Raw genomic sequence first — 22511 nt, forward strand, 5'->3', positions numbered from 1 at the left:
GGGCACTTTGCAGGTCTACACCGCCCTGTATGGGCTCACCGATGCTGCCGAGCGCGCGCGGGAATTGCGCGACGCCGGCGCTAGCGGGGTGGCCACCTTCGAAGGACCGCACGACGTTTTCGCCCCGCTGACCCTGGCCGCCACGGTGGGCGGTCTGGACCTGATGACCAATGTGGCGATCGCCTTTCCGCGAAATCCGATACACCTTGCCCATCAGGCCAACGATCATCAGATACTGAGCGGCGGCCGGTTCATCCTCGGTCTGGGCACCCAGGTGCGGGCCCAGATCGAGAAGCGCTTCGGCGCCCAGTTCGACCGGCCGGTGGCCCGGATGACCGAACTGGTCGCTGCCTTGCGGGCGATCTTCGAATCGTGGAATACCGGTTCCCGCTTGAACTTTCGCGGCGACTTTTACCAGCACACGCTCATGACGCCGACTTTCAACCCCGGTCCGAATCCGTATGGCCCGCCGCCCATCTACGTCGGCGCGCTGGGTCCCAAGCTCACCCAGGCCGTCGCCGCGCACGCCGATGGCCTGCTGGTGATGCCGTTCGGCTCCAAACGGTTCCTGCACCAGCACACGATGCCGGCGGTGCGCGAGGGCCTCGCCGCCGGCGGACGGCGAGCCGAGGACTTCGCCATCATCCCCGAGATCATCGTGTCCTCGGCTGACAGCGATGCCAGCACGCGTCGGCTGCTGGCGTTCTACGGGTCGACCCCGGCCTATCGTCCGGTGCTGGCCGCCCATGGCTGGGAGGATCTGCAACCCGAACTCAACGGGATGTCCAAGCAGGGCCGCTGGCAGGAGATGGCCGACCTGATCGACGACGAGATCCTGCACACCCTGGCCGGTTGCGGTACCCCCGCCGAGATCGCGGCCTACATCCGGGACCGGGTCTCGGGTGTCTCGGACACGGTGTGCCTCTATCAGCCCTCGCCTATCGGGCTGCAGACGCTGGCCGAGATTGTCGACGAGCTACGGCGCGACCGTTAGCCAGTCGGCGAATCCCGACGGGTCGTGGCGGCCGAGTGCGCCGTGTTCGTAGAGGCCCCAGCCCTCGACTGGATCCGCGTCGCCGTCGCGGCAGACCGCGCGCCCCACGTGGTCGATGACGCCGAAGCCGGACCGCCCGATGATGGCCGGGTCGTTCATGTCGTAGGTCAGCCGCTCGACGAACTTTTCGCCCTTCCACATGCCGTGCAGCCAGTCCGCGTCGCCGCCGTAGCCGCCGCCGACGTGAATCGGCACCGCCAGTTTGGATTCCACGTCGAAGTGGACCGGCGTGCCGTCGGGAGCGGTCGCGTCGATGGTGGCCCCGGTCGGGATGCGGGTGCCGGAGCGGTAGTGGGTCGTCACCCGCGGCCAGCCCAACTGTTCGATGCGGCCGTCGCGCCACACCCGGGTGCAATCGTTGACGGACCGGAAGCCGTTGGGCGCCTCCTGGATGATCAGCACAACGGCGAAGTCGTCGAACGCCATCGGCATGTACAGCCACCACATGCCTTCGAACGGCGGGTCGGCCGGCCGGCCGGCCGGTTCGGGCTCACCGATCGGCCGGATGCCCCACGAGCGGTCGCGGCTGCCGATCCACGTCGCGGGGTCGACGGAGATTTCCTCGCCGTCGACGACGAGGTGTCCGCTCCAGCTGCCGACTTGGGCGAACCGTTGCGCGTCCAGGGTGACCCGGTTGCCCGTGCGCATCAGGTGCGGCTGTTCCTGGACGACATCGAAAAGCCCCTGCCAGGTGAGATCGGCTGCGACGCCGTCGGTTTCGTCGAGGACCAGCCGAAGTTTGCGTAGCGGCTCGATGACCTCGATTCGATAACCGTTGACGTGCTGGTGCAGCCGGTCGGAGTCGATGGCGTCCGACAAGTGCACCGCGGTCTGGGTATGCCCGCGGCGCACGAGCACGAAGGCATCCTTGACGCCGAGGTTGGGGTAGTAGCCGATGCCGCTGATCACGAAGATGTCGCCGGTGCGGTCGTGGGCGTTGAAGTAGGAGCGGTCGTAGAAGTTACGGTCGGAGGAACCGGGCCAGGCGATCGGCTGAGGTACCTGGTGTACCGGATACTCGTCGAGCGGGCCTAACATTACTGCTCCTCTCCGATCAGACGCTTCATCAATCCCGCGTGGTAGAAAAGCGATTCTGCGAAATTGGGGTCGTCGGATTTTTCGATTTCGCCGAAATGCACTCGCCGCGCGTTGGTACGCATGAACACGCACGCCCACATCACACCGGAGTACACGTAAAACCAGTGCAGGTCAGCAAGTTCCACGCCGGTGAGTTCTTGATAGGTGGCGCGGACATCTTCCTCACGCAGCACCTCCGGCAGGCCGGGCAGCGTCGCCAGGGCGGTCATCTCCTGAAATACCATGTGGGCGTAGATAATCCAGGCTACGTCGAGCTCCCGCGGGCCTAGCGTCACCATCTCCCAGTCCAGCACCGCGACCGGGGCGAAGTCGCGGTACAGGACGTTGCCCAGCCGGGCGTCGCCCCACAGCAGTACCGGCTCACGCGCGGCCGCGTCGGATGGCCAGTTGCTTTCCAGCCATTCGAAGGTCCGTTCCAGCAGTGCCGAACGGCCGATGTCCGGCACGGCGAAGTCGTACCAGGACTGCACCCAGCTGAAGTGCCGGCGCAGTGCGGTGTCTCCGGCGAGGCCCTCGGTGAGAAAGCCAAACGTCTTCTCCGCGTTCGGGATTGAATGCAGCTTTGCCAGCACTGCGATGGTGGCGTCCTGCAATTGTCGTTGCCGCTCGGCCGGTGCGTCGGCGAACCAGTTGTTGCCGAAGGTGTATGGCATCACATCCGGTGGCACCACGCCGTCGACGTAGTCCATCAGGAAGAAAGGAGTGCCCAAAACCTCGCCGGTGGTTTCGATCCAGCGCACGCGGGGAACCGGGATGTCGGTGAGTTCGCCGACTTGGCGGATCACTTCGAATTGATGGTCAAGCCGATAGGTGGGGAAGACAGGCACGTCGTCTGCAGCAGGTGCCACCCTGGCCACCAGCTTCTGCTCAACCGGTTGGCCGCCGGATTCCCAGCGAGCGGTCAAGATGATGGTTTCCGACGACATGCCCGTGGAGTCCACGCCGCTTTCCACGGTCACTTCGGGTGTCACCCCGTCGGGTAGCACCGTGCCCAGCCATCGCGACATCACCGCCGGCACTGTGCTCACGTCACGGCTCGAGCGCTGGAGGCGGTCGACGTTGTCGGGGGCCGAGTCTTTGGCCACGGGGCTTCCTTCGTGAGGTAATTACGATACGGTAGGTAGCGTTATGAAAGCAGACCCGTCCTCGGTTGACAAGGGCCCCGGCGCCGGGCGGCCCCGGGATCCGCGCATCGACTCGGCCATCCTGTCGGCTACTGCGGAACTGCTTGTGCAAATCGGCTATTCGAACCTCAGTTTGGCTGCCGTCGCCGAGCGAGCCGGAACCACGAAATCCGCGCTGTACCGGCGCTGGTCGAGCAAGGCTGAATTGGTGCACGAGGCGGCTTTCCCGGTGGCGCCCACCGCGCTCGAGGCTCCGGCCGGCGACTTCGCCGCCGATATCCGGATGATGATCGAGGCCACCCGCGACGTGTTCACCACCCCGGTAGTGCGGGCCGCATTGCCGGGCTTAGTGGCCGACATGACGGCCGACCCCGAACTCAACGCCCGCGTTCTGGCCCGCTTCACCGACCTGTTCACGCTCGTGCGGGTGCGGCTGCAGGAGGCCGTCGAGCGTGGTGAGGCGCATCCCGACGTCGTCCCGGAACGCCTGATCGAATTGATCGGCGGAGCCACCATGCTGCGAATGCTGTTGTCTCCCGACGACAAACTCGATGACACCTGGGTCGAGCAGACCACCGCCATCGTCGTGCACGGGGTGACCCGATGAGGCTTGCCGGGCGCACCGCGATCGTCACCGGCGCCAGTCGCGGACTGGGCCGGGCTATCGCTTTGGCACTGGCGGCCGAGGGTGCTGCGGTGGCCGTTGCAGGGCGTACCGAACGGGTGTGGGACGACCGGCTGCCGGGCACCATCGGCGAGACGGTCGCCGACATCGAGGCGGCCGGCGGGCAGGCGATGGCGGTACGCGCGGATCTGACCGACCGCGCGGACGTTGCACGGCTGGTGCAGGAGGCGCGAGATGCCTTGGGCCCCATTGCGATTCTGGTCAACAATGCCGCGTTCACCGCCCCGGGGCGTCCGCCGGCCCCCGGCGACCAGCCGCGGGTCAGATCCGCCAAAGCGGCCAAGCCCGGCTGGCCAGGGTTCGTCAGCACGCCGTTGGCCGCCTTCCGCCGCCATTTCGACATCGCGGTGTTCGCTGCCTATGAGCTGATGCAACTGGTCTCTCCCGACATGATCACCGCCGGTGGCGGCGCGATCATCAACATCACCTCCATCGCCTCGCGGCTACCCGGCGACGGCCCCTACGCCGACCGCAGCGGTGGCGTCCTGCCCGGCTACGGCGGATCCAAGGCGGCCCTCGAGCACCTCACCCAATGCGCGGCGTTCGATCTTGCCGAGCACAACATCGCCGTCAACGCGCTGGCGCCGTCCAAACCGATCCTCACTCCGGGCCTGTCCTACTACGCGCGCGAGTTCGACGACGTCGCTTCCGCGGACGAATTCGCCCGGGCCGCAGTGCAACTCGCGCTGGTGGACCCGGCCGCGGTCACCGGGCGCACGATCGGCCACCTGCAGGTGCTCGACGGTAGCTTCACCCCATTTTCCGCGAGGCTGTAGTTAGCGTGAGCGTTTTCGGCGTGTCGTCGCGGCAGCTACAGTGTCGCGGCGCCTTCGAGGTGGGGCCGGAAACCGAGATCGAACATGTTTGCGACGGATAAATGGCCCCGGTGACAAGCTGGACCCACGCGGCTGCGCGCCGCTAGCCTTCGGCTATGAGGCGCATTACTGCCTCGGGGTGCGTTGATGTCTGACAAGCCCACGGGCCGCGTTATCGTCGTGATCGCGCTGTTGATCTTGGCTGCCGCCGCGCTTCGCGGATACCTTCCGGCGCAGCACGGATCGCGGCTCGCGGAGGCCGGTGGAAACCGGGCAGCGCTGACGATGCTCGTCACGGCCATCGCCGCGACGCTGGCCATACTGGTGTTCTCGATCATCGCGCGCTTACGTGATCCACGTGCGGTGGCGCCCAGTGCCGGGCAACTTCCTGAAATGGTGGGCCGCGGCACGGGCCGGCCGAATTGGCGCGTGGTGCTGATCGCGCTCGGTGCGATTGTGGCCTGGCTGTTGATCGCGCTGCTGCTGTCGCGCATACTCGCACCCCACGAAGTCAGCGTGGACGCACCCAATCCGGATTCGAGCGCGTCGACGTCGGCGCCCGGCACCGCCCCACCACCCAAACCGCTAACGCAGCACAAGAAAAACGGGGACATGCTCGGCATCCTGATCGCCTGCACGCCCGTGCTGCTATTGGTCGTTGCGGCCGGAGTGATCGTGTCCCGGCGACGGCGCCCGACGACAACGGCTCTTGTCGCCCAAGACGACGCTCCGAAGACCACGCCACCGCCGCAGGCAGCCGAATCGCTGGCCCGGGCAGCCGAAGTCGGGCTCGCCGAAATCGCCGACCTGAGTCGTGAACCCCGCGAAGCGATCATCGCGTGCTACGCGGCGATGGAGCGTGAGCTGGCCGACGTGCCCGGTGCTGCTCCCCAGGAATTCGACACCCCCACCGAAGTGCTGGCGCGGGCCGTGGAACGTCATGCGCTGCAGGCGGATAACGCCGTCCAACTGGTAGAGCTGTTCGCCGAAGCCAGATTCAGTCCGCATGTGATGAGCGAGGGTCATCGCGAGGTGGCGGTGCGGGTGCTGCAGCTGGTCCGTGATGAACTGAGCACCCGGAGTCCGGCATGAAGAGGCTTATCGTAATGGGCGTTTTCCTCATGGTGGGGATAGAGCTGCTGGCGCTGATATTGCAGGATCGCCGCTATGTGGTAGCCGGGGCGGGCGTCGCTCTGGCTCTGGTGTTGCTCAACGTCCGCCGTGTCCTCGGACACCCGAGCGGCCCGCCGGCGGACCCGGAATCCGATGATCTGGCGGCGGGGTTGCGCCGCTGGTTGTCCAACACCGAGACGACCATCCGCTGGTCGGAATCGACTCGAACGGACTGGGACCGCCACCTGCGGCCGATGCTGGCCCGGCGGTTCGAAATCGCTACCGGGCAACGGCAGGCGCGAGACCCGGCCGCCTTCGTCGCCACCGGCGAAATGCTTTTCGGCACTGAACTATGGCAATGGGTGAACCCCAACAACGTCACCCGCACCGGTGACCGCGCTCCGGGCCCCGGTCGTGCTGCGCTGGAAGCAATCCTGCACAAGTTGGAACAGGTATGACTGAACTATGACTATGCCGGCCGCTACGACCACCGCTCATTGCGAGGCGGTGCTCGACGAGATCGAACGTGTCGTCGTGGGTAAGCGCTCGGCCCTTACGCTCATTCTCACCGCCGTCCTGGCACGCGGACACGTACTCATCGAAGATCTTCCCGGCCTGGGCAAGACGCTGATCGCGCGATCCTTCGCCGCCGCGCTGGGTCTGGAATTCACCCGGGTTCAGTTCACTCCCGACCTGTTGCCCGCCGATCTGCTCGGCTCGACCATCTACGACATGCAGTCCGGGCGCTTTGATTTCCGGCGTGGGCCCATTTTCACCAACCTGTTGCTCGCCGACGAAATCAACCGCACCCCGCCCAAGACGCAGGCGGCGCTGCTGGAGGCGATGGCCGAGGGCCAGGTGAGTATCGACGGCCAAACCCACCGGCTGCCAATGCCTTTCATCGTCTTGGCCACCGACAACCCGATCGAGTACGAGGGCACCTATCCCTTACCGGAGGCACAGCTGGACCGGTTCGCGATCCGGCTGGAGTTGCGCTACCTCTCGGAGCGGGACGAGACCTCGATGCTGCGCCGCCGCCTGGAACGCGGCTCGGCAGAGCCGACGGTGAACCAGGTGGTGGACGCGCACGATCTGCTGGCCATGCGGGAATCGGTCGAGCAGGTGACGGTACATGAGGACGTACTGCACTATGTGGTGTCGCTGGCTACCGCGACCCGAAACCATCCGCAGGTGGCGGTGGGCGCCAGCCCGCGCGCAGAACTCGACCTGGTCCAGCTCGCGCGCGCCCGTGCCCTGCTGCTCGGGCGCGACTATGTGATCCCCGAAGATGTCAAAGCGCTCGCCATCGCCGCGGTGGCGCACCGGATCACGTTGCGTCCAGAGATGTGGGTGCGCAAGATTCAGGGAGCTGACGTCATCGGAGAACTGTTGCGGCGGTTGCCTGTTCCGCGCGCAGGCGCAGGCGGCTCGGGGTGATCCAAACTCGTGAAGTCGAGTTGCGCTGGCGTGCTTCCCAACTGACGCTGGCGATCGCCACCTGTGCCGCGGTAGCACTTGTCGCAGCGGTCATCGGCGGAAAATGGCAGCTGATCGCGTTCGTCGCACCCCTGCTCGGAGTGCTCTGCTCGATCAGCTGGCAGCAACCCGTTCCGACGATCCAGGTGCACGCCGAACCGGATGCGCAACGATGCTTCGAAAATGAGCGGGCCCGGGTCGCACTATGGGTAACGACGGAAACACCGACCGCGGCAGTCGAATTCGCGGTTTCTGCCCCCGAACCCATGCAGCTCGAAGTCGTCGAAACCGATGATCGGCCAGCGAAAACCGTTGCGGCGGTGACGCAACGCTGGGGACGTTATCCCATCCGGGCCCGGGTGGATCTCATCGCGCGCGGCGGATTGGTGCGGGGATCGGGGACCGTCGACGCGGCCGACGTCATCGTCTTTCCGCTGACACCGCCACAGTCGACGTCGATCCCGCAGACCGAGTTACTGGATCGGCTGGGTGCCCACCTCACCCGGCATATCGGCCCCGGTGTCGAATACGCCGACATTCGCCCCTATGTGCCGGGAGATCAGTTGCGCGCGGTGAACTGGGCGGTGAGCGCGCGCCGCGGCCGGTTGCATGTGACGCAGCGGTTGACCGACCGGGCCGCAGACGTGGTGGTGCTGATCGACACGTATCAACAGCCGGCGGGCCCGGCCACCTTAGCCACCGAACGGGTGGTGCGGGGGGCCGCCCAAGTGGTTCAGACCGCGCTGCGAAACGGCGACCGGGCCGGGATCGTCGCGCTCGGTGGGAATCGTCCGCGCTGGCTGGGCGCCGACATCGGTCAGCGCCAGTTCTATCGGGTGCTCGATACCGTGCTGGCAGCCGGTGACCGCTTCGAAAACACCACCGGGACCCTGGCGCCGCGCGCCGCGGTGCCCGCCGGGGCGATCGTCTTCGCGTTCTCCACACTGCTCGACACCGAATTCGCGCTGGCGCTCATCGATTTGCGCAAACGCGGCCATGTCGTGGTCGCGGTCGACGTGCTGGACAGTTCGCCATTCGAAGGTGAGCAGGACCCGCTGGTGATCCGGATGTGGTCGCTGCAGCGCTCCGCCATGTATCGCGACATGGCCACCATCGGTGTGGATGTGCTGTCCTGGCCGGGTGATCGGTCGTTGGAACAGTCGATGAGTGCGTTGCCCGACCGGCGCCGTCGGCTGCGCGGGCGGCTAGCGGTAAGGCGCTGACGTGGTGGCGCTACTGCAACCTCAGATCTTCGCGCCGGCATTCGGAGTGCTGATGGTGGGGGCCGCGACGGTTGGAGCGCACGGTCCAGCCGTTGTCGCCGCGATTGCCGCCGTCGTCGCTGTCGCGGCCGCAACGGTGTTTCGTTCTGCGGCAACGCTTGCCGTGCTGCTGACGGTGTCGGTGCTATTGGCCGCCGATCCGCCCGAAGTGCTGGCCGCGTTGTCGGGACTGTGCGCGGTTGGCTATCTGGTGTGCCGGCACGCGCCCGGTGGGCCCGCGGGTGTCGTCGTGGCGAGCTGGCCAACAATCGTTTCGGCCCTGGGGTTTACCTTCGCCGGTCTGGTCGCGGTGTCGTTTCCCGTGCAGCTGCCGTGGTTGCCCTTGGTGGCCCCGCTCGCGGTATTGGCGATCTACGTAGTGGCCACTCGTCCGTTCGCTGGTTAATTGCTCGGAAGCAAATTGACTGAACCGCGAATATGGCGCCGATATTTTTCCTAGAGTCCTATTTACAGGTCGAAAATCGGGGCGACCTGCGCTGGGTGAAGCGGAAGGGTACCTCACATGAACTACTCGGTCTTGCCGCCGGAGATCAATTCGCTGCGGATGTTCTCGGGCGCGGGTTCGGCGCCGATGCTCGAGGCCGCCCTGGCCTGGGACGGACTTTCCGCTGAGCTGGCGTCGGCGGCCGAGTCGTTCGGCTCGGTGACATCGGGTTTGACGGGTCAGGCTTGGCAGGGGGCGGCCGCTGCGGCGATGTCCGCCGCGGCGGCCCCGTACGCAGGGTGGTTGAGCGCCGCGGCGGCTCGGGCCGCTGGAGCGGGGGCTCAGGCGAAGGCCGTGGTCAGTGCTTTTGAGGCAGCGCGGGCAGCGACCATTCATCCGTTGGCGGTGGCGGCCAACCGTAATTCGTTCGTGCAGTTGGTGTTGTCTAATATTTTCGGCCAGAACTCTCCTGCGATCGCCGCGGCCGAGGGCATCTATGAGGAGATGTGGGCCGCCGATGTGGCGGCAATGGTGGGATATCACGGCGGGGCCTCGGCAGCCGCGGCGGCGTTGCCGTCCTGGCTGCAGGGCTTACCCGGCCTCGGTGCGCCGGCCGCTGCCGCCATCCAGGCGGTGAACACCGGTTTGGGCAATCTGGGCAGTTGGAACCTGGGTGGGGGAAACAACGGCTCCTTCAACCTCAGCGGCGGTAACCACGGCAGCGTCAACCTGGGTGGGGGAAACTCCGGCAACCTGAACTTCGGCAGCGGAAACTTCGGCTCCTACAACCTGGGCAGTGGCAACACCGGCTACAGCAATTTCGGCCTCGGAAACCTGGGCCATCTCAACTTCGGTTTGGGCAACCGCGGTGACGGCAGCTTCGGCTTCGGCAACTTCGGCGGTGGAAACTTCGGTGGCGGCAACAGCGGCGAAACCAATTACGGCAGCGGGAACAATGGTTCGCTCAACCTGGGCAGCGGCAACCATGGTTTCTACAACGTCGGGTTCGGCAATAACGGCAACTTCAACTTCGGCTTCGGCAACAACGGCAACAACAACATCGGGTTCGGTCTCACCGGTGATAACCAGGTGGGGATCGGCGCGCTGAACTCGGGCGTCGGAAACCTCGGGTTCGGGAACTCGGGCAAGAACAATATCGGCTTCTTCAACTCCGGAGACGGTAACTTCGGCATCTTCAACTCGGGCAACGGAAACTTCGGCTTCGCCAACGCCGGTACCACCAACACCGGCTTCTGGAACGGCGGCGGCCTCAATACCGGTTTCGGCAACGCCGCGGAGCAAAGTTTCGGCTTCGGCAACACCGGTGCGGCAAATGTGGGCTTCGGCAGCTCGGGCTTCAATAACATGGGCTTTGGCAACTCGGGCATCGGCAATACCGGCATGTCCAATTCGGGTAACTACAACACCGGCTGGTGGAACGCCGGTGACACCAACACCGGCTTTGGGAACGCGGGCAGCATCAACACCGGCTTCATGAACGCCGGCGACCTGAACACGGGCGTCGGTAGCGCGCTCACCCCGGCCGGTGTGACGTCGTCGGGCTTCGGGGTTACCGGTGCGGGCAGCTCGGGCTTCTACAACTCGGCCATTGACTCATCCGGCTTCCAAAACACAAATGGCGGTTTCGGTTTCGGCCACGCCTCGGGTTTCAACAACTCCAGTGACTACAACGCCGGCTTCAACAACTCGGGCCATTTCTCCACCGGCGTCGGTAACACCGGAGACAACAGTGTGGGCTTCTACAACTCAGGAATGGCGAACTCGGGCATTTCACACTCGGGCAGTGGCAGCTCCGGTGTAGGTAACGCGGGCGACGGCAGCGCAGGGTTCTTCAACCAGGGCGACAACCAGGCCGGCTTCTTCGGTCGCGCCGGTGCGCCGGCATTCCTGCTTGACCTCGGCCCTGCGGCTCCCATCGTCACTGCGCTGACGGCGCCTACGCCGTTCACCCCGCCCGATATCAACACCGGGCTTGGCAACCTGGGCGTCTGGAACCTCGGCGGTGGCAACCACGGCAACTTCAACTTCGGTCCCGGAAACGTCGGCAATGTCAACTTCGGTGGCGGAAACAACGGGAACATCAACCTCGGCGGCGGAAACTCGGGCTTTGCCAACCTGGGCAGCGGAAACTTCGGCAACATCAACTTCGGCTGGGGCAACTTCGGCAACCTCAACCTGGGCAGCGGCAACTTCTTCGGCAGCGGAAACTTCGGCTTTGCCAACGTGTTCGGGGACGGCAACCTGGGCAGCGCAAACCGCTTCGGCAGCCACAACTTTGGTAGCGCGAACATCGGATCCTTCAACCTCGGCAGCGCCAACATCGGTTCGTCCAACGTCGGATTCGGCAACATCGGCAACCTCAACTTCGGCTTCGGCAACCACGGCAACAACAACATCGGTATAGGCCTGGAGGGCGACAACCAGATTGGCATCGGGGCGCTGAACACCGGCACCGGCAACATGGGCTTCGGCAACACCGGTTCCAACAACATCGGCTTCTTCAACTCCGGTGACGGAAACTTCGGCTTCTTCAACTCCGGTAACGGAAACTTCGGCTTCGCCAACTCGGGCGGCACCAACAGCGGCTTCTGGAATTCCGGCAGCATCAACACTGGCTTCGGAAACTCGGGCGGCCTGAACTTCGGCTTCGGAAACGCCGGCAGCAACAACGTTGGCTTCGGGAACGCGGGCGGTGCCAACCTAGGTTTCGGTAACGCCGGTCATGACAACAGTGGCGCATTCAATTCTGGCGGTGCGGTTTTCGGGACGGAGGGTAAGAACACCGGGTTCTTCAATGCCGGCAGCTTGAACACGGGCTTCGGAAACGCCGGCAACGTCAATACCGGTTTGTTCAACTCGGGCGACTTCAACACCGCTGTCGGCAGCTCGGTCACTCCGGTCGGGGCGACCTCGTCGGGCTTCGGAAACACCGGTACCAATGTCTCTGGTTTCTTCAACTCGGGTGACCGGACTTCGGGTTTCCAGAATATCGGCGACGACAGTTCGGGTTTCTCGAACACTGGTGACGGACAGACCGGCTTGTTCAACACCGGCCACGACAACACCGGCATCGCCAATTCCCAGGCCTTCAACTATGGCGTGGGAATCTCGGCGCCGTTGGGATCCAGCTCAGGCATCTACCACTCCGGGTCTGGCAGCTCGGGTATCGGCAACGCCGGTGATAACAGCGCGGGTCTGTTCAACCAGGGCGACAACCAAGCGGGCTTCTTCGGTCAGCCATAACGGGCGTTCGGGCCGCCCAGCTACCCGCGGGAGCGGGCGGCCCAGTTGTCGATGCCGTGTGCCCAACGATCGTTGCGTGCGTTAATCCACTTGTGCTGGAACTATTTTCACCGATTCCCTGATTTCGGCCTGAGTTTTCCCTAAAGTCCATTTGTACAGGTCGAGCGAAGGGGGCCGATCGCCTGACGTGATGCGAGCAGGTGGATCGGAGCGGGGTGGCCTGTAGTCGCTCAGCGAAAGGGGACGCTCATGAATTACTCGGTATTGCCGCCGGAAATCAACTCGTTGCGGATGTTCTCTGGTGCGGGTGCTGCGCCGATGCTGACGGCGGCGGCGGCGTGGGACGGGCTGTCGGCTGAGTTGGGGTCCGCGGCGGAGATGTTCGGGTCGGTGACGTCGGGGCTGGCGGGTCAGGCCTGGCAGGGGGCGGCCGCGGCGGCGATGGCCGCCGCGGCCGCACCGTATGCCGGGTTCTTGAGTACGGCTGCGGAGCGGGCCGCGGGCGCGTCGGCTCAGGCCAAGGCCGTTGCCAGTGCGTTTGAGGCCGCGCGGGCGGCCACGATTCACCCGCTGGCAGTGGCGGCCAACCGAAATGCGTTCGTGCAATTGGTTTTATCGAACCTGTTCGGTCAGAACGCGCCGGCGATTGCGGCTGCCGAGGGTCTGTACGAGGAGATGTGGGCCACCGATGTGGCGGCGATGGTCGGGTACCACGGTGGGGCTTCGGCAGCCGCGGCTTCGTTGCCGTCGTGGCAGCAGGCGCTGGCGGGGTTGCCGGGTATCGGGCAGGTGTTCAGCCCCCTGCTAGGGGGCGTGCCCGCGGCGGCTGCCTCAAGCGTCGTCGGTCTCCCTGACATCAACACCGGTCTGGGCAACAAGGGCAATTGGAACTTGGGTGGCGGCAACACCGGAAGCGCGAATCCGGGCAGCGGAAACACCGGCAACGGAAACACCGGCATCGGCAATTTCGGCAACGCCAACCTCGGCGGCGGCAACGTCGGCTCGGGGAACCTCGGTGTCGGCAACGTCGGTAACAGCAACGTCGGCGGCGGCAACAACGGTCACGTCAACTTCGGTAGCGGCAACCAGGGCACCAACAATTTCGGCTCAGGCAACCAGGGCGATGGCAACCTCGGCGGCGGAAACATCGGCAACAACAATTACGGCAGCGGAAACATCGGCTCGCAGAACATCGGCAGCGGCAACCAGGGCAGCTTCAACACCGGGTTCGGCAACACCGGCAGCAACAACTTCGGGTTCGGCAACAACGGCAACAACAACATCGGTTTCGGGCTCACGGGCAACAACCAGATCGGGTTTGGCGCGCTGAACACCGGCGTCGGAAATATCGGTTTCGGCAACACCGGTGACCACAACGTCGGGTTCTTCAACTCCGGTGATGGAAACTTCGGCATTTTCAACTCCGGCAATGAGAACTTCGGCGTCGGCAACGCGGGTCACACCGACACCGGCTTCTGGAACGCCGGCAGCATGAACGCAGGTTTCGGGAACGCCGGCGTTCAGAACTTCGGCTTCGGAAATGCCGCCGGGGCCGATGTGGGCTTCTTCAACGGCGGCAACGGCGCGAACGTGGGCGTCGGAAATACCGGTTCGTTCAACACGGGATTCTTCAATGGGGGCAGCCTAAACACCGGCGTCGGCAATTCGTCCAGTCTCAACACCGGCTTCTTCAATTCGGGTCATACCAACACCGGCTTGTTCAATTCTGGTGACTACAACACCAGTATCGGCAGCGCCCTGACCGTGCCCGGGGTGACCACATCCGGCTTCGGCAATACGGGTAACGACGTATCGGGCTTCTTCAACCACGGCGACGCCATTTCCGGCTACCAGAACGTCCTCGGAGGTGGGAACGTATCGTCGGGTTTCTTCAACACCGATGCGAATACCGAGGGTTTCTCTAACTCCGGTCTGGGCAGCAGAGGCTTCGGTAACACCGGGCTCGGCGCCAACGGCTTCTTCAACTCCGGCATAGCCAACATCGGCATTTACAACTCCGGCGTTGGCAGCACCGGCGCCGGAAATACGGGCGACCACAGCGCAGGATTCTTCAACCAAGGCGATCACCAGGCGGGCATCTTCGGTCCGGCCTAGCCCTCAGCGCGCCTGCGCCAGCGCCGCAATCGCAAAGTTGCGATCGGTAGCAGCTGGATTCGCAATGATGCCGCTATGACGAGTTTCTTTGTGACCCCGCCTGAGGTGCTTTCGGCGCAGATATTCACCGGCGCAGGTTCGGGTCCGATGCTTGCGGCGGCGGTCGGGTGGGACGGGTTGGCCGCCGAGTTGGGTTCGGCGGCAGACTCGTTCGGGTCGGTGACCGCGGGACTGACCGGTCAGGCCTGGCAGGGTGCGGCCGCAACGGCGATGGCCGCGACGGCGGCTCCGTACGCGGGGTGGTTGAGCACGGCCGCGGCGCGCGCCGCCGACGCGGCGGCGCAGGCTAAAGCGGTGGCCGGTGCGTTCGAGGCGGTGCGGGCAGCGACGATCCACCCGTTGGCGGTGGCGGCCAACCGCAATGCGTTCGTCCAACTGGTGTGGTCCAACCTATTCGGCCAGAACGCGCCGGCCATCGCGGCAGCTGAGGCAGGGTACGAGGAAATGTGGGCCGCCGACGTGGCCGCGATGGTCGGCTATCACGGGGGAGTGTCGGCCGCCGTCGCGCAATTGTCCTCGTGGACGCAAGCGCTGTCCGGCCTGGGGGGATCGGGGCAAGGGCCGCACGCGGCAGCGGCCAACCCGTTCGGAATTCCGGACATCAACACCAGTATCGGCAACAAGGGCTTCTGGAACCTGGGCGGTGGAAACACCGGCGACAACAACATGGGCAGCGGAAATACCGGTACGTCGAACATCGGCAGCGGCAATCGTGGCAATGCGAACTTCGGCAGCGGAAACCTCGGAATCAACAACTGGGGTTCCGGTAACCGGCAGAACAGCAACATCGGCAGCGGCAACTTCGGCGACAGCAATATCGGTGGCGGCAACCACGACAGCATGAACATCGGCAGTGGCAACACCGGCGGACACAACTTCGGCAGCGGAAATGCGGGACCGGGGTTCGCCGGCGGCTTCAGCAACTGGGGATCCGGAAACTTCGGCGCCGGCAACGGCGGCAGCGGAAACTTCGGCGACACCAATATCGGCTACGGCAATCACGGCAGCGGCAACATCGGCTTCGGCAACAAGGGTGACGGCAACATCGGATTCGGGCTCACCGGCAACCACCAGTTCGGGTTCGGCGCCCTGAATACGGGTATCGGCAATGTCGGCCTCGGCAACTCCGGCAACTCCAACATCGGTTTCTTCAACTCCGGCAACAACAACGTCGGTTTCTTCAACGCCGGTAACGGCAACTTCGGTTTCTCCAACGGCGGCAACACCAACACCGGCTTCTGGAACGGCGGATCGTTCAACACCGGCTTCGGAAACGGCGGTCACCACAATTTCGGGTTCTGGAACGTCGGCGCCGACAACGTGGGCGGCGGCAACTCGGGCTCGGCCAACATGGGTTTCGGAAACTCCGGCTCCCTCAACACCGGCAACTTCAACTCAGGTGGCTCGCTGCTGAACGGCACCGACACCGGGAGCTTCAACTCGGGTTCGGGGAACACCGGTTACTTCAACTCGGGCGACCTCAACACCGGACTGTTCGATTCGGGCGACGTGAACACCGGCCTGGGCAGCTTCTCGGACCAGTCCGCTGCGAGTTCGGGCGTCGGTAACTCCGGCAACAGTTCCTCCGGGTTCTTCAATTCGGGCAATCACGTCTCCGGTTTTCAGAACTCCAGCACGGGCGCATTACCGGTGTCGGGTCTGTACAACGTAGTGACGGGCAGCACCGGCGGCGCCGCCGGTATCTACAACGTCGGCGGCATCCTCAACGTGGGGATCGGCAACATCGGCACGTTCAACATCGGCATCGCGAACTCGGCCAACAACGCGCTGAGCACCGCCACCTCGGGAGTGGCCAACTCGGGTCACAACACCTCAGGGCTGTTCAACAGCCTCAACAACCACTCGGGGTTGTTCAACTTCTAATGCAGCAGCTGGGCGGCCTGGTTGGCCAGGTCGAGCACCGGCTGGGGGGCAATCCCCAAAACCACGGTGACCACCGCACACACCGCAATGGCGGCCTTGCTCAACACCCCGGGCGCCACCACTTGCGGGGTGTCGTCGGTTCCCTGGGTGAAGAACATCAGCACGATCACGCGGACGTAGAAGTAGGCGGCCACCCCGCTGGAGATCACGCCGATGATCACCAGTGGCACCGCCCCGCCCTCGGCGGCGGCCTTGAACACCGCGAACTTGCTGACGAATCCACTCGTCAGCGGGATACCGGCGAAGGCCAGCAAGAACATCGAAAGCATCACGCCCACAATGGGTGAGCGCTGACCCAGGCCGGCCCAATGCGACAGATCCGCATCCTCCACACCGTCGGCATTACGGATAAGGCTCACGATCGCGAATGCGCCCACGGTGCTGAAACTGTATGCGACCAAATAGAACAACGTCGCCGACAGTCCCGCGGAGTTGTCGGCGATCACCCCGGTGAGGATGAAGCCGACGTGCGCGACCGAGGAATAGGCGAGCATCCGCTTGACGTCGGTCTGATTCACCGCGGTGATGGTGCCCACCGCCATGGTCAGGATCGCGATCGCCCACAGCACCGGGCGCCAGTCGTGGTGCAGGGGCGGCAGCGTGACGTAGACGACGCGAAGCAGTGCGCCGAATGCCGCGACCTTGGTGGCGGCCGCCATAAAGCCGGTGATCGGGGTGGGCGCACCCTGGTACACGTCGGGAATCCAGGAGTGGAACGGGACTGCGCCGACCTTGAACAGCAGACCCACCGATAACAGCGCGACACCGACCAGCGCCAGCGTGGTATCGCTATGTGCGGCCAGTGAGTCCCGGATGCCGGTCAGGGTGAGCGTGCCGGTTGCGCCGTAGAGCAACGCGACGCCGTAGAGGAAGAACGCCGACGAAAACGCCCCCAGCAGAAAGTACTTCATCGCGGCTTCCTGCGAGAGCAGGCGGCGGTGGCGGGCCAGCCCGCACATCAGATACAGCGGCAGCGACAGGACTTCCAGCGCGACGAACATCGTCAACAAGTCGTTGGAGGCGGGGAACACCATCATGCCGCCGACCGACAGCAGTGCCAGCGGGAAGAGCTCGGTCTGGGCCGCGCCCGCCTGTTCCGCCTCGCGTTCGATATCGCTGCCGGGGACCGCGGAAGCTTGTGGCGTAAAGGAATCCAGCCCACCGGCCGCCACGGCGACTTTCTTCGCCGCACTGACCTGGCGGCGTTCGGCCATGAAGATCACCGCCAGTACGGCGACCAACACGATGGTGCCCTGCAGGAACAGTGCCGGCCGATCCACCGCCACCGCACCGAGCACGGCTCGGCGGCCGGACACCGGAAGCGACTTGGCCACCACGATGATTGCGATGAATGCGGCCACTAACCCGCCGAGGGCGAGGACGACCTGCATGCCGTATCGCAGCCGCCGCGGCGCGAACGCTTCCACCAGCACACCGGCCACCGCGACCGAGAAGACGATGAGCATCGGACACAGCAGGAAGTATTCGATGCTGGGACTGGGCAGGGTCATTGATGTGGTCCTTCGGCTGTGCGGGAAACACCCGTACCGACTGGCACTTTGGGCGCGGGATCGTGCTGGCCGATGGTGGTCATGGTGTTCTCAACTGCCGGGTTGATGACGTCGAGCACCGGCTTGGGATAGACCCCGAGCACCAGCAGCAGCGCGATCAGCGGTGCGACGACGACCAATTCGCGCGGCACCAGGTCACCGATCTTCTCGTTGCCCTTGGCCACCGGACCGGTCATCACGCGTTGGTAGAGCCACAGCATGTAGATGGCGGACAGCACCAGCGCCGTGACACCGAACGCAGCAGCCAGCCAGTAGCGGTTGAAAGTGCCTAACAACACCAGGAATTCGCTGATGAACGGGGCAAGTCCGGGCAGCGACAGCGTGGCCATGGCAGAAACCAGGAAGGTGCCGGCCAGAATTGGCGCTACCTTCTGCACTCCGCCGTAGTCGGCGATCGAGCGGCTGCCGTGCCGGGCAACCAGGAAGCCGGCGATCAGGAACACTGCCGCCGTGGAAAGGCCGTGGTTGAGCATGTACAACGTGGAGCCACTTTGACCCTGGCTGGTCATCACGAAGATGCCCGCGATGATGAAGCCGAAGTGAGAAATCGAGGTGTAGGCGATCAGCCGCATGATGTCGGTCTGGCCGATCGCCACGACGGCGCCGTAGATGACACCGATGATGGCCAAGGTGACGATCAGCGGACGGAAATACGTTGAGGCGTCCGGGAACAACTGCAGGCAGTAGCGCAGCATGCCGAAGGTGCCGACCTTGTCCATGATCGCCATCATCAGCACCGCACTCGCCGGTGGCGCCTCCACTGCGGCATCGGGCAGCCACCGGTGGAACGGCCACAGCGGCGCCTTGATGGCGAATGCGAACATGAAGCCCAAGAACAAAGCCTTGAACACGGCCGGGTCCACGCCGTAGCGGCCGTGGCGCACGTCGTCCACGATCTGCTGGAAATCGAAGGTGCCCGAACCGTGCTTGGTGGTCACCACATACAGCCCGATCACCGCCGCCAGCATGATCAGTCCGCCGAACAGGTTGTACAACAAGAACTTAACCGCGGCGCGCGAACTACCCGGACCCTGGCCGAAGCCACCGATCAGGAAGTACATCGGGATCAGCATGGCCTCGAAGAACACGTAGAACAGCAGCACGTCGAGCGCAACCACCGAGATCAGCACCATCGACTCGATGGCCAACGTCAGAGCCACGTAGGCGTGCACGCTACGCGGGTTGCGTTCGCCGGCCTCATTCCAGCCGGCCACCAGCAGCAGCGGGATCAGCACAGCGGTCAGGATCACCAGCACCACCGCGATGCCGTCCACGCCGAGGGTGTAGCCGGCCCCGAAAGCCGGAATCCAGGAACGCTTTTCGAGGAACTGGTACGTATCGCCGCCGGGCTTGAACCCGACCGTGATCTTGATGGCCACGGCCAGGGTCAGCAGGCTGACGATCAGGCCGGTCCACTTGGCGAGCTGGCGCAGCCCCGGGGGCAGCAGGATGATCAGCACCGAACCCGCCAGCGGCACCAGCCACAGCGCGGACAGCCAGGGCAGGTTCACCACAGGTTCACCGCCAGCAGCACCGCGGCCACCAGGGCCGCCCCGACCAGCATCGACAGCGCGTAGTTGCGGGCGAATCCGGTTTGCATTCGCCGCAATCGATTCGAGGTCTGGCTCACCAGTGCCGCGAGCGCGTTGACCGAGCCGTCCACACCGGCGTCGTCGACCGCGACCACAGCTTTGGTCAGTTGTGCGCCAGGGCGCATGAACACCTCCTCGTTGAAGGCATCGCCGTAGGCGTCGGCGCGGGCGGCCGTTGTGAGCACCGAAACCTGAACGGGCGCCACCCTGGGGATCTCGGCCTTCCCGCCGTACATCCGGTAGGCGACCGCAATGCCGATCGCGACTACCGCCAGTGCCAGGGTGGTGTTGAGCCAGACCGGAACGGCGTGCGTGACTTCTTCGTGCGCCCCCACCACCGGCTCGAGCCAGTGCTGCAGGGTGCCGCCGATGGCGAACAGGCCGCCGGAGAACACCGACCCTACGGCCAGCAGGATCATCGGCCACGTCATCAAAGCCGGCGCTTCGTGCGGATGGGAGTCCGGCGCCCAGCGCTTGGCGCCGAAGAACGTCATCAGCATCACCCGGGTCATGTAGAACGCGGTGACGCCGGCACCCAGCAGCGCGGCCCCGCCCAGCACATAGCCGCGGGTGCCGCCGGCGGCCAGTGCCGCCTCGATGATGGCGTCCTTGGAGAAGAAGCCCGCAAACGGCGGTACCCCGATGATCGCCAGATATCCCAGCCCGAACGTGATGAAGGTGACTGGCAGGGCGGCGCGCAGACCGCCGTAGCGGCGCATGTCCTGCTCCTCGTGCATGGCGTGAATCACCGCACCGGATCCCAGGAACAGCCCCGCCTTGAAGAAGCCGTGGGTGAGCAGGTGCATGATCGCGAACGCGTAGCCAGCGGGGCCCAGTCCGGCAGCCAGCACCATGTAGCCGATCTGGCTCATCGTCGAGGCCGCCAGCGCGCGTTTGATGTCGTCCTTGGCGCAACCGATGTAGGCGCCGAGCAGTAAGGTGACGGCGCCGACGATGACCACGCCCAACTGGGCGTCGGGCGCCAGGTTGTACAGCGGGTTGGACCGCACGATCAGATAGACGCCGGCGGTCACCATGGTGGCGGCGTGGATGAGCGCCGACACCGGGGTGGGGCCCTCCATCGCGTCACCCAACCAGGCCTGTAGCGGAACCTGCGCAGACTTGGCGCAAGCACCGAGCAGCAGCAGCAAACCGATCGCGGTCAGCACGCCCCGGCTGGCTGCGGGCGCCCCGGCGAATACGCCCGAGTACGACAGCGTCCCGAAGTTGCTGAACATCACGAACATGCCCAGGGCCAGGCCGGCGTCGCCGACCCGGTTCATCACGAACGCCTTCTTGGCCGCGGTGGCCGCCGTCGGCTTGTGGTACCAGAAACCGATCAGCAGATAGGAAGCCAGACCGACGCCTTCCCAGCCGACGTACAGCAGCACGTAGTTGTCGGCGATCACGAGCAGCAGCATCGAGGCCAGGAACAGGTTGAGGTAGCCGAAAAACCTGCGGCGATCGATGTCTTCGGCCATGTAGGCGACCGAGTAGATGTGGATCAGCGACCCGACGCCGGAGATCAGCAGCACGAAACAGATGGACAGCTGGTCGATCTGCAGCCCGAAGTCGACCTGGAGCTGGCCGACCGGAATCCAGCTGAACACGGTCTGGCGAATAACCCGGTCTTCTGAGCCCCGGCTGAGCAAATCGGCCAGCAAGGTGGCGCCCACCCCGAACGCCGACAGCGCCGCCAGGCAGCCCAGCCAATGGCCCCAGGGATCGGTGCGTCTGCCGCCGAACAGCAAGATCGCCGCTCCCGCCAATGGCAGCGCGACAAGCAGCCAGGTGTAGTGAGTCATCTTGGCGTTCTTAGCCTTTGAGTAGATTCGCGTCGTCGACCGACGCCGATTTGCGGGCACGGAAAATCGTCATGATGATGGCCAGGCCGACGACCACTTCGCAGGCAGCCACCACCATCGTGAAGAACGCGATCATTTGGCCGTCGAGCTTGCCGTGCATGCGCGCGAAGGTGACGAACGCCAGGTTGACGGCATTGAGCATCAGCTCTACGCACATGAACATGACGATCGCGTTGCGTCGCAACAGCACACCCGCCGCCCCGATGGTGAACAGCAGGGCCGAAAGGTATAGGTAATTGGCAGGATTCATGATGGGCTTCCCTTAACGGCTTCGGGCGAGGGCGTTTCGCGCCCGTCGGCCCCTCGCGTCCGCAATATCCGGGACACCGACAGCTCCGAGTACGAGCCGTCGGGAAGCAGCGCGGCGACGTCGACCGCGTTGTGCCGGGCGTAGACGCCCGGGCTGGGCAGCGGGGTGGCCCGCAGGCCGAGCCGGAAGCGTTCCTCGGAGAGTTCCCGCTGAGTCTTGCGCCGCTCGAAGCGTTCCCGGTGCGCCAGCACCATCGCGCCTACCGCGGCCGTGATCAGCAGCGCACTGGTCAACTCGAACGCCCACAGGTAGCGGGAGAAGATCAGCGCCGCCAGGCCCTCGACGTTGCCGTTGGCGTTGGCGGCGGTCAGTCCGGAGAAGCTTCCGGTGGCCGCGTTGCCGATGGCAGCTATCAGCAGCACACCGAAGCCGATACCGGTCACCACCGCCGCGATCCGCTGGCCGCGCAGGGTTTCCTGCAGCGATTCCGCCGAATCCACCCCGATGAGCATCAGCACGAACAAGAACAGCATCATGACCGCGCCGGTGTAGACCACGACTTGAACGACGCCCAGGAACAGCGCGTCCTGGATCATGTAGAACACCGCCAGGATGATCATCGTCATAGCCAGAAACATCGCCGAATAGACGGCATTGACGGCCAGCACCACGCCCAGCGCGCCGATCAGCGCCACGGCCCCCAGGATCCAGAACGTCACCGCTTCACCGGTGGAGGTGTGGACGATGACATCCGAGGCGAGATGTGCTGCCAGCGGCG

18 protein-coding genes and 1 pseudogene are annotated in these 22511 nt (G+C 64.8%); 12 read left to right on the top strand and 7 right to left on the bottom strand.

From position 1 onward, the window contains the following. Positions 1–7 precede the first annotated feature (7 nt). On the top strand, positions 8–994 hold the full coding sequence (locus tag AWC27_RS04840; protein WP_085669445.1) for a TIGR03617 family F420-dependent LLM class oxidoreductase: 987 nt from the start codon (positions 8–10) through the stop codon (positions 992–994). On the opposite strand, the gene AWC27_RS04845 is transcribed toward AWC27_RS04840, so the two are convergent. Beyond that, positions 977–2092 (bottom strand): Rv3169 family protein, encoded by a 1116-nt coding sequence (locus tag AWC27_RS04845; RefSeq protein ID WP_085669446.1) that lies wholly within the window; start codon positions 2090–2092, stop codon positions 977–979. The genes AWC27_RS04840 and AWC27_RS04845 overlap by 18 nt on opposite strands. Beyond that, complete coding sequence (locus AWC27_RS04850) at positions 2092–3237, bottom strand: phosphotransferase family protein (protein ID WP_085669447.1); 1146 nt, start codon at positions 3235–3237, stop codon at positions 2092–2094. The genes AWC27_RS04845 and AWC27_RS04850 overlap by 1 nt, the downstream gene beginning before the upstream one ends. Positions 3238–3280: 43 nt before the next feature. Between AWC27_RS04850 and AWC27_RS04855 the strand changes: the two genes are divergently transcribed. The 11 genes and pseudogenes from AWC27_RS04855 to AWC27_RS04900 all read left to right on the top strand — a co-directional run bounded on the left by AWC27_RS04855 (position 3281) and on the right by AWC27_RS04900 (position 16395). Further along, the gene (locus tag AWC27_RS04855) at positions 3281–3883 is read left to right on the top strand and encodes a TetR/AcrR family transcriptional regulator (RefSeq protein ID WP_085669448.1); all 603 of its coding nucleotides are present in this window, start codon (positions 3281–3283) and stop codon (positions 3881–3883) included. After that, on the top strand, positions 3880–4737 hold the full coding sequence (locus AWC27_RS04860; RefSeq protein WP_085669449.1) for an SDR family NAD(P)-dependent oxidoreductase: 858 nt from the start codon (positions 3880–3882) through the stop codon (positions 4735–4737). The genes AWC27_RS04855 and AWC27_RS04860 overlap by 4 nt, the downstream gene beginning before the upstream one ends. 186 nt (positions 4738–4923) lie before the next feature. Further along, a complete protein-coding gene (locus AWC27_RS04865) occupies positions 4924–5868 on the top strand; it encodes a DUF4129 domain-containing protein (RefSeq protein WP_085669450.1) in 945 nt (314 codons plus the stop codon). Beyond that, entirely contained in the window at positions 5865–6347 is a 483-nt protein-coding gene (locus tag AWC27_RS04870; RefSeq protein WP_085669451.1) for a hypothetical protein, read from the top strand. Before AWC27_RS04865 ends, AWC27_RS04870 begins: the two co-directional genes overlap by 4 nt. A gap of 7 nt (positions 6348–6354) precedes the next feature. Continuing rightward, positions 6355–7326 (top strand): AAA family ATPase, encoded by a 972-nt coding sequence (locus AWC27_RS04875; RefSeq protein WP_085669452.1) that lies wholly within the window; start codon positions 6355–6357, stop codon positions 7324–7326. After that, positions 7323–8588, top strand: a complete 1266-nt coding sequence (locus AWC27_RS04880) for a DUF58 domain-containing protein (RefSeq protein WP_085669453.1) — start codon at positions 7323–7325, stop codon at positions 8586–8588. Before AWC27_RS04875 ends, AWC27_RS04880 begins: the two co-directional genes overlap by 4 nt. A gap of 52 nt (positions 8589–8640) precedes the next feature. Next, positions 8641–9033 (top strand): hypothetical protein, encoded by a 393-nt coding sequence (locus tag AWC27_RS04885; RefSeq protein WP_083111217.1) that lies wholly within the window; start codon positions 8641–8643, stop codon positions 9031–9033. A 117-nt stretch (positions 9034–9150) separates the two neighbouring features. After that, positions 9151–12336, top strand: coding sequence for a PPE family protein (locus AWC27_RS04890; protein ID WP_083111045.1), 3186 nt, complete (start codon positions 9151–9153; stop codon positions 12334–12336). Between the two features lie 249 nt (positions 12337–12585). After that, positions 12586–13075, top strand: a pseudogene (locus AWC27_RS33115) (PPE family protein); the annotation flags it as partial. Between the two features lie 74 nt (positions 13076–13149). Continuing rightward, complete coding sequence (locus tag AWC27_RS04895) at positions 13150–14451, top strand: beta strand repeat-containing protein (RefSeq protein WP_425437469.1); 1302 nt, start codon at positions 13150–13152, stop codon at positions 14449–14451. Positions 14452–14526: 75 nt separating this feature from the next. Then, on the top strand, positions 14527–16395 hold the full coding sequence (locus AWC27_RS04900) for a PPE family protein (protein ID WP_085669454.1): 1869 nt from the start codon (positions 14527–14529) through the stop codon (positions 16393–16395). On the opposite strand, the gene nuoN is transcribed toward AWC27_RS04900, so the two are convergent. From nuoN to AWC27_RS04925, 5 genes are read right to left on the bottom strand one after another with little or no spacing between them, the layout of a single operon-like run. Next, positions 16392–17966, bottom strand: coding sequence for an NADH-quinone oxidoreductase subunit NuoN (gene nuoN, locus AWC27_RS04905; protein WP_083111042.1), 1575 nt, complete (start codon positions 17964–17966; stop codon positions 16392–16394). The genes AWC27_RS04900 and nuoN overlap by 4 nt on opposite strands. Then, complete coding sequence (locus AWC27_RS04910) at positions 17963–19540, bottom strand: NADH-quinone oxidoreductase subunit M (RefSeq protein WP_169726721.1); 1578 nt, start codon at positions 19538–19540, stop codon at positions 17963–17965. The genes nuoN and AWC27_RS04910 overlap by 4 nt, the downstream gene beginning before the upstream one ends. After that, complete coding sequence (gene nuoL, locus AWC27_RS04915) at positions 19534–21423, bottom strand: NADH-quinone oxidoreductase subunit L (protein WP_083111041.1); 1890 nt, start codon at positions 21421–21423, stop codon at positions 19534–19536. The genes AWC27_RS04910 and nuoL overlap by 7 nt, the downstream gene beginning before the upstream one ends. Before the next feature lie 10 nt (positions 21424–21433). After that, entirely contained in the window at positions 21434–21733 is a 300-nt protein-coding gene (gene nuoK / locus AWC27_RS04920; protein WP_083111040.1) for an NADH-quinone oxidoreductase subunit NuoK, read from the bottom strand. Further along, on the bottom strand, positions 21730–22506 hold the full coding sequence (locus tag AWC27_RS04925; RefSeq protein WP_139801438.1) for an NADH-quinone oxidoreductase subunit J: 777 nt from the start codon (positions 22504–22506) through the stop codon (positions 21730–21732). The genes nuoK and AWC27_RS04925 overlap by 4 nt, the downstream gene beginning before the upstream one ends. Positions 22507–22511: the final 5 nt, after the last annotated feature.

This window comes from Mycobacterium szulgai, from assembly GCF_002116635.1.
GTDB lineage: Bacteria > Actinomycetota > Actinomycetes > Mycobacteriales > Mycobacteriaceae > Mycobacterium > Mycobacterium szulgai.

What these genes read in the sequence shown, in the direction of transcription:
- AWC27_RS04845 (WP_085669446.1), bottom strand. Translation starts at nt 2,092, where the DNA reads ATGTTAGGCCCGCTCGACGAGTATCCGGTACACCAGGTACCTCAGCCG.
- AWC27_RS04855 (WP_085669448.1), top strand. Translation starts at nt 3,281, where the DNA reads ATGAAAGCAGACCCGTCCTCGGTTGACAAGGGCCCCGGCGCCGGGCGG.
- AWC27_RS04860 (WP_085669449.1), top strand. Translation starts at nt 3,880, where the DNA reads ATGAGGCTTGCCGGGCGCACCGCGATCGTCACCGGCGCCAGTCGCGGA.
- AWC27_RS04865 (WP_085669450.1), top strand. Translation starts at nt 4,924, where the DNA reads ATGTCTGACAAGCCCACGGGCCGCGTTATCGTCGTGATCGCGCTGTTG.
- AWC27_RS04870 (WP_085669451.1), top strand. Translation starts at nt 5,865, where the DNA reads ATGAAGAGGCTTATCGTAATGGGCGTTTTCCTCATGGTGGGGATAGAG.
- AWC27_RS04875 (WP_085669452.1), top strand. Translation starts at nt 6,355, where the DNA reads ATGACTATGCCGGCCGCTACGACCACCGCTCATTGCGAGGCGGTGCTC.
- AWC27_RS04885 (WP_083111217.1), top strand. Translation starts at nt 8,641, where the DNA reads ATGGTGGGGGCCGCGACGGTTGGAGCGCACGGTCCAGCCGTTGTCGCC.
- AWC27_RS04890 (WP_083111045.1), top strand. Translation starts at nt 9,151, where the DNA reads ATGAACTACTCGGTCTTGCCGCCGGAGATCAATTCGCTGCGGATGTTC.
- AWC27_RS04900 (WP_085669454.1), top strand. Translation starts at nt 14,527, where the DNA reads ATGACGAGTTTCTTTGTGACCCCGCCTGAGGTGCTTTCGGCGCAGATA.
- nuoN (WP_083111042.1), bottom strand. Translation starts at nt 17,966, where the DNA reads ATGACCCTGCCCAGTCCCAGCATCGAATACTTCCTGCTGTGTCCGATG.
- nuoL (WP_083111041.1), bottom strand. Translation starts at nt 21,423, where the DNA reads ATGACTCACTACACCTGGCTGCTTGTCGCGCTGCCATTGGCGGGAGCG.
- nuoK (WP_083111040.1), bottom strand. Translation starts at nt 21,733, where the DNA reads ATGAATCCTGCCAATTACCTATACCTTTCGGCCCTGCTGTTCACCATC.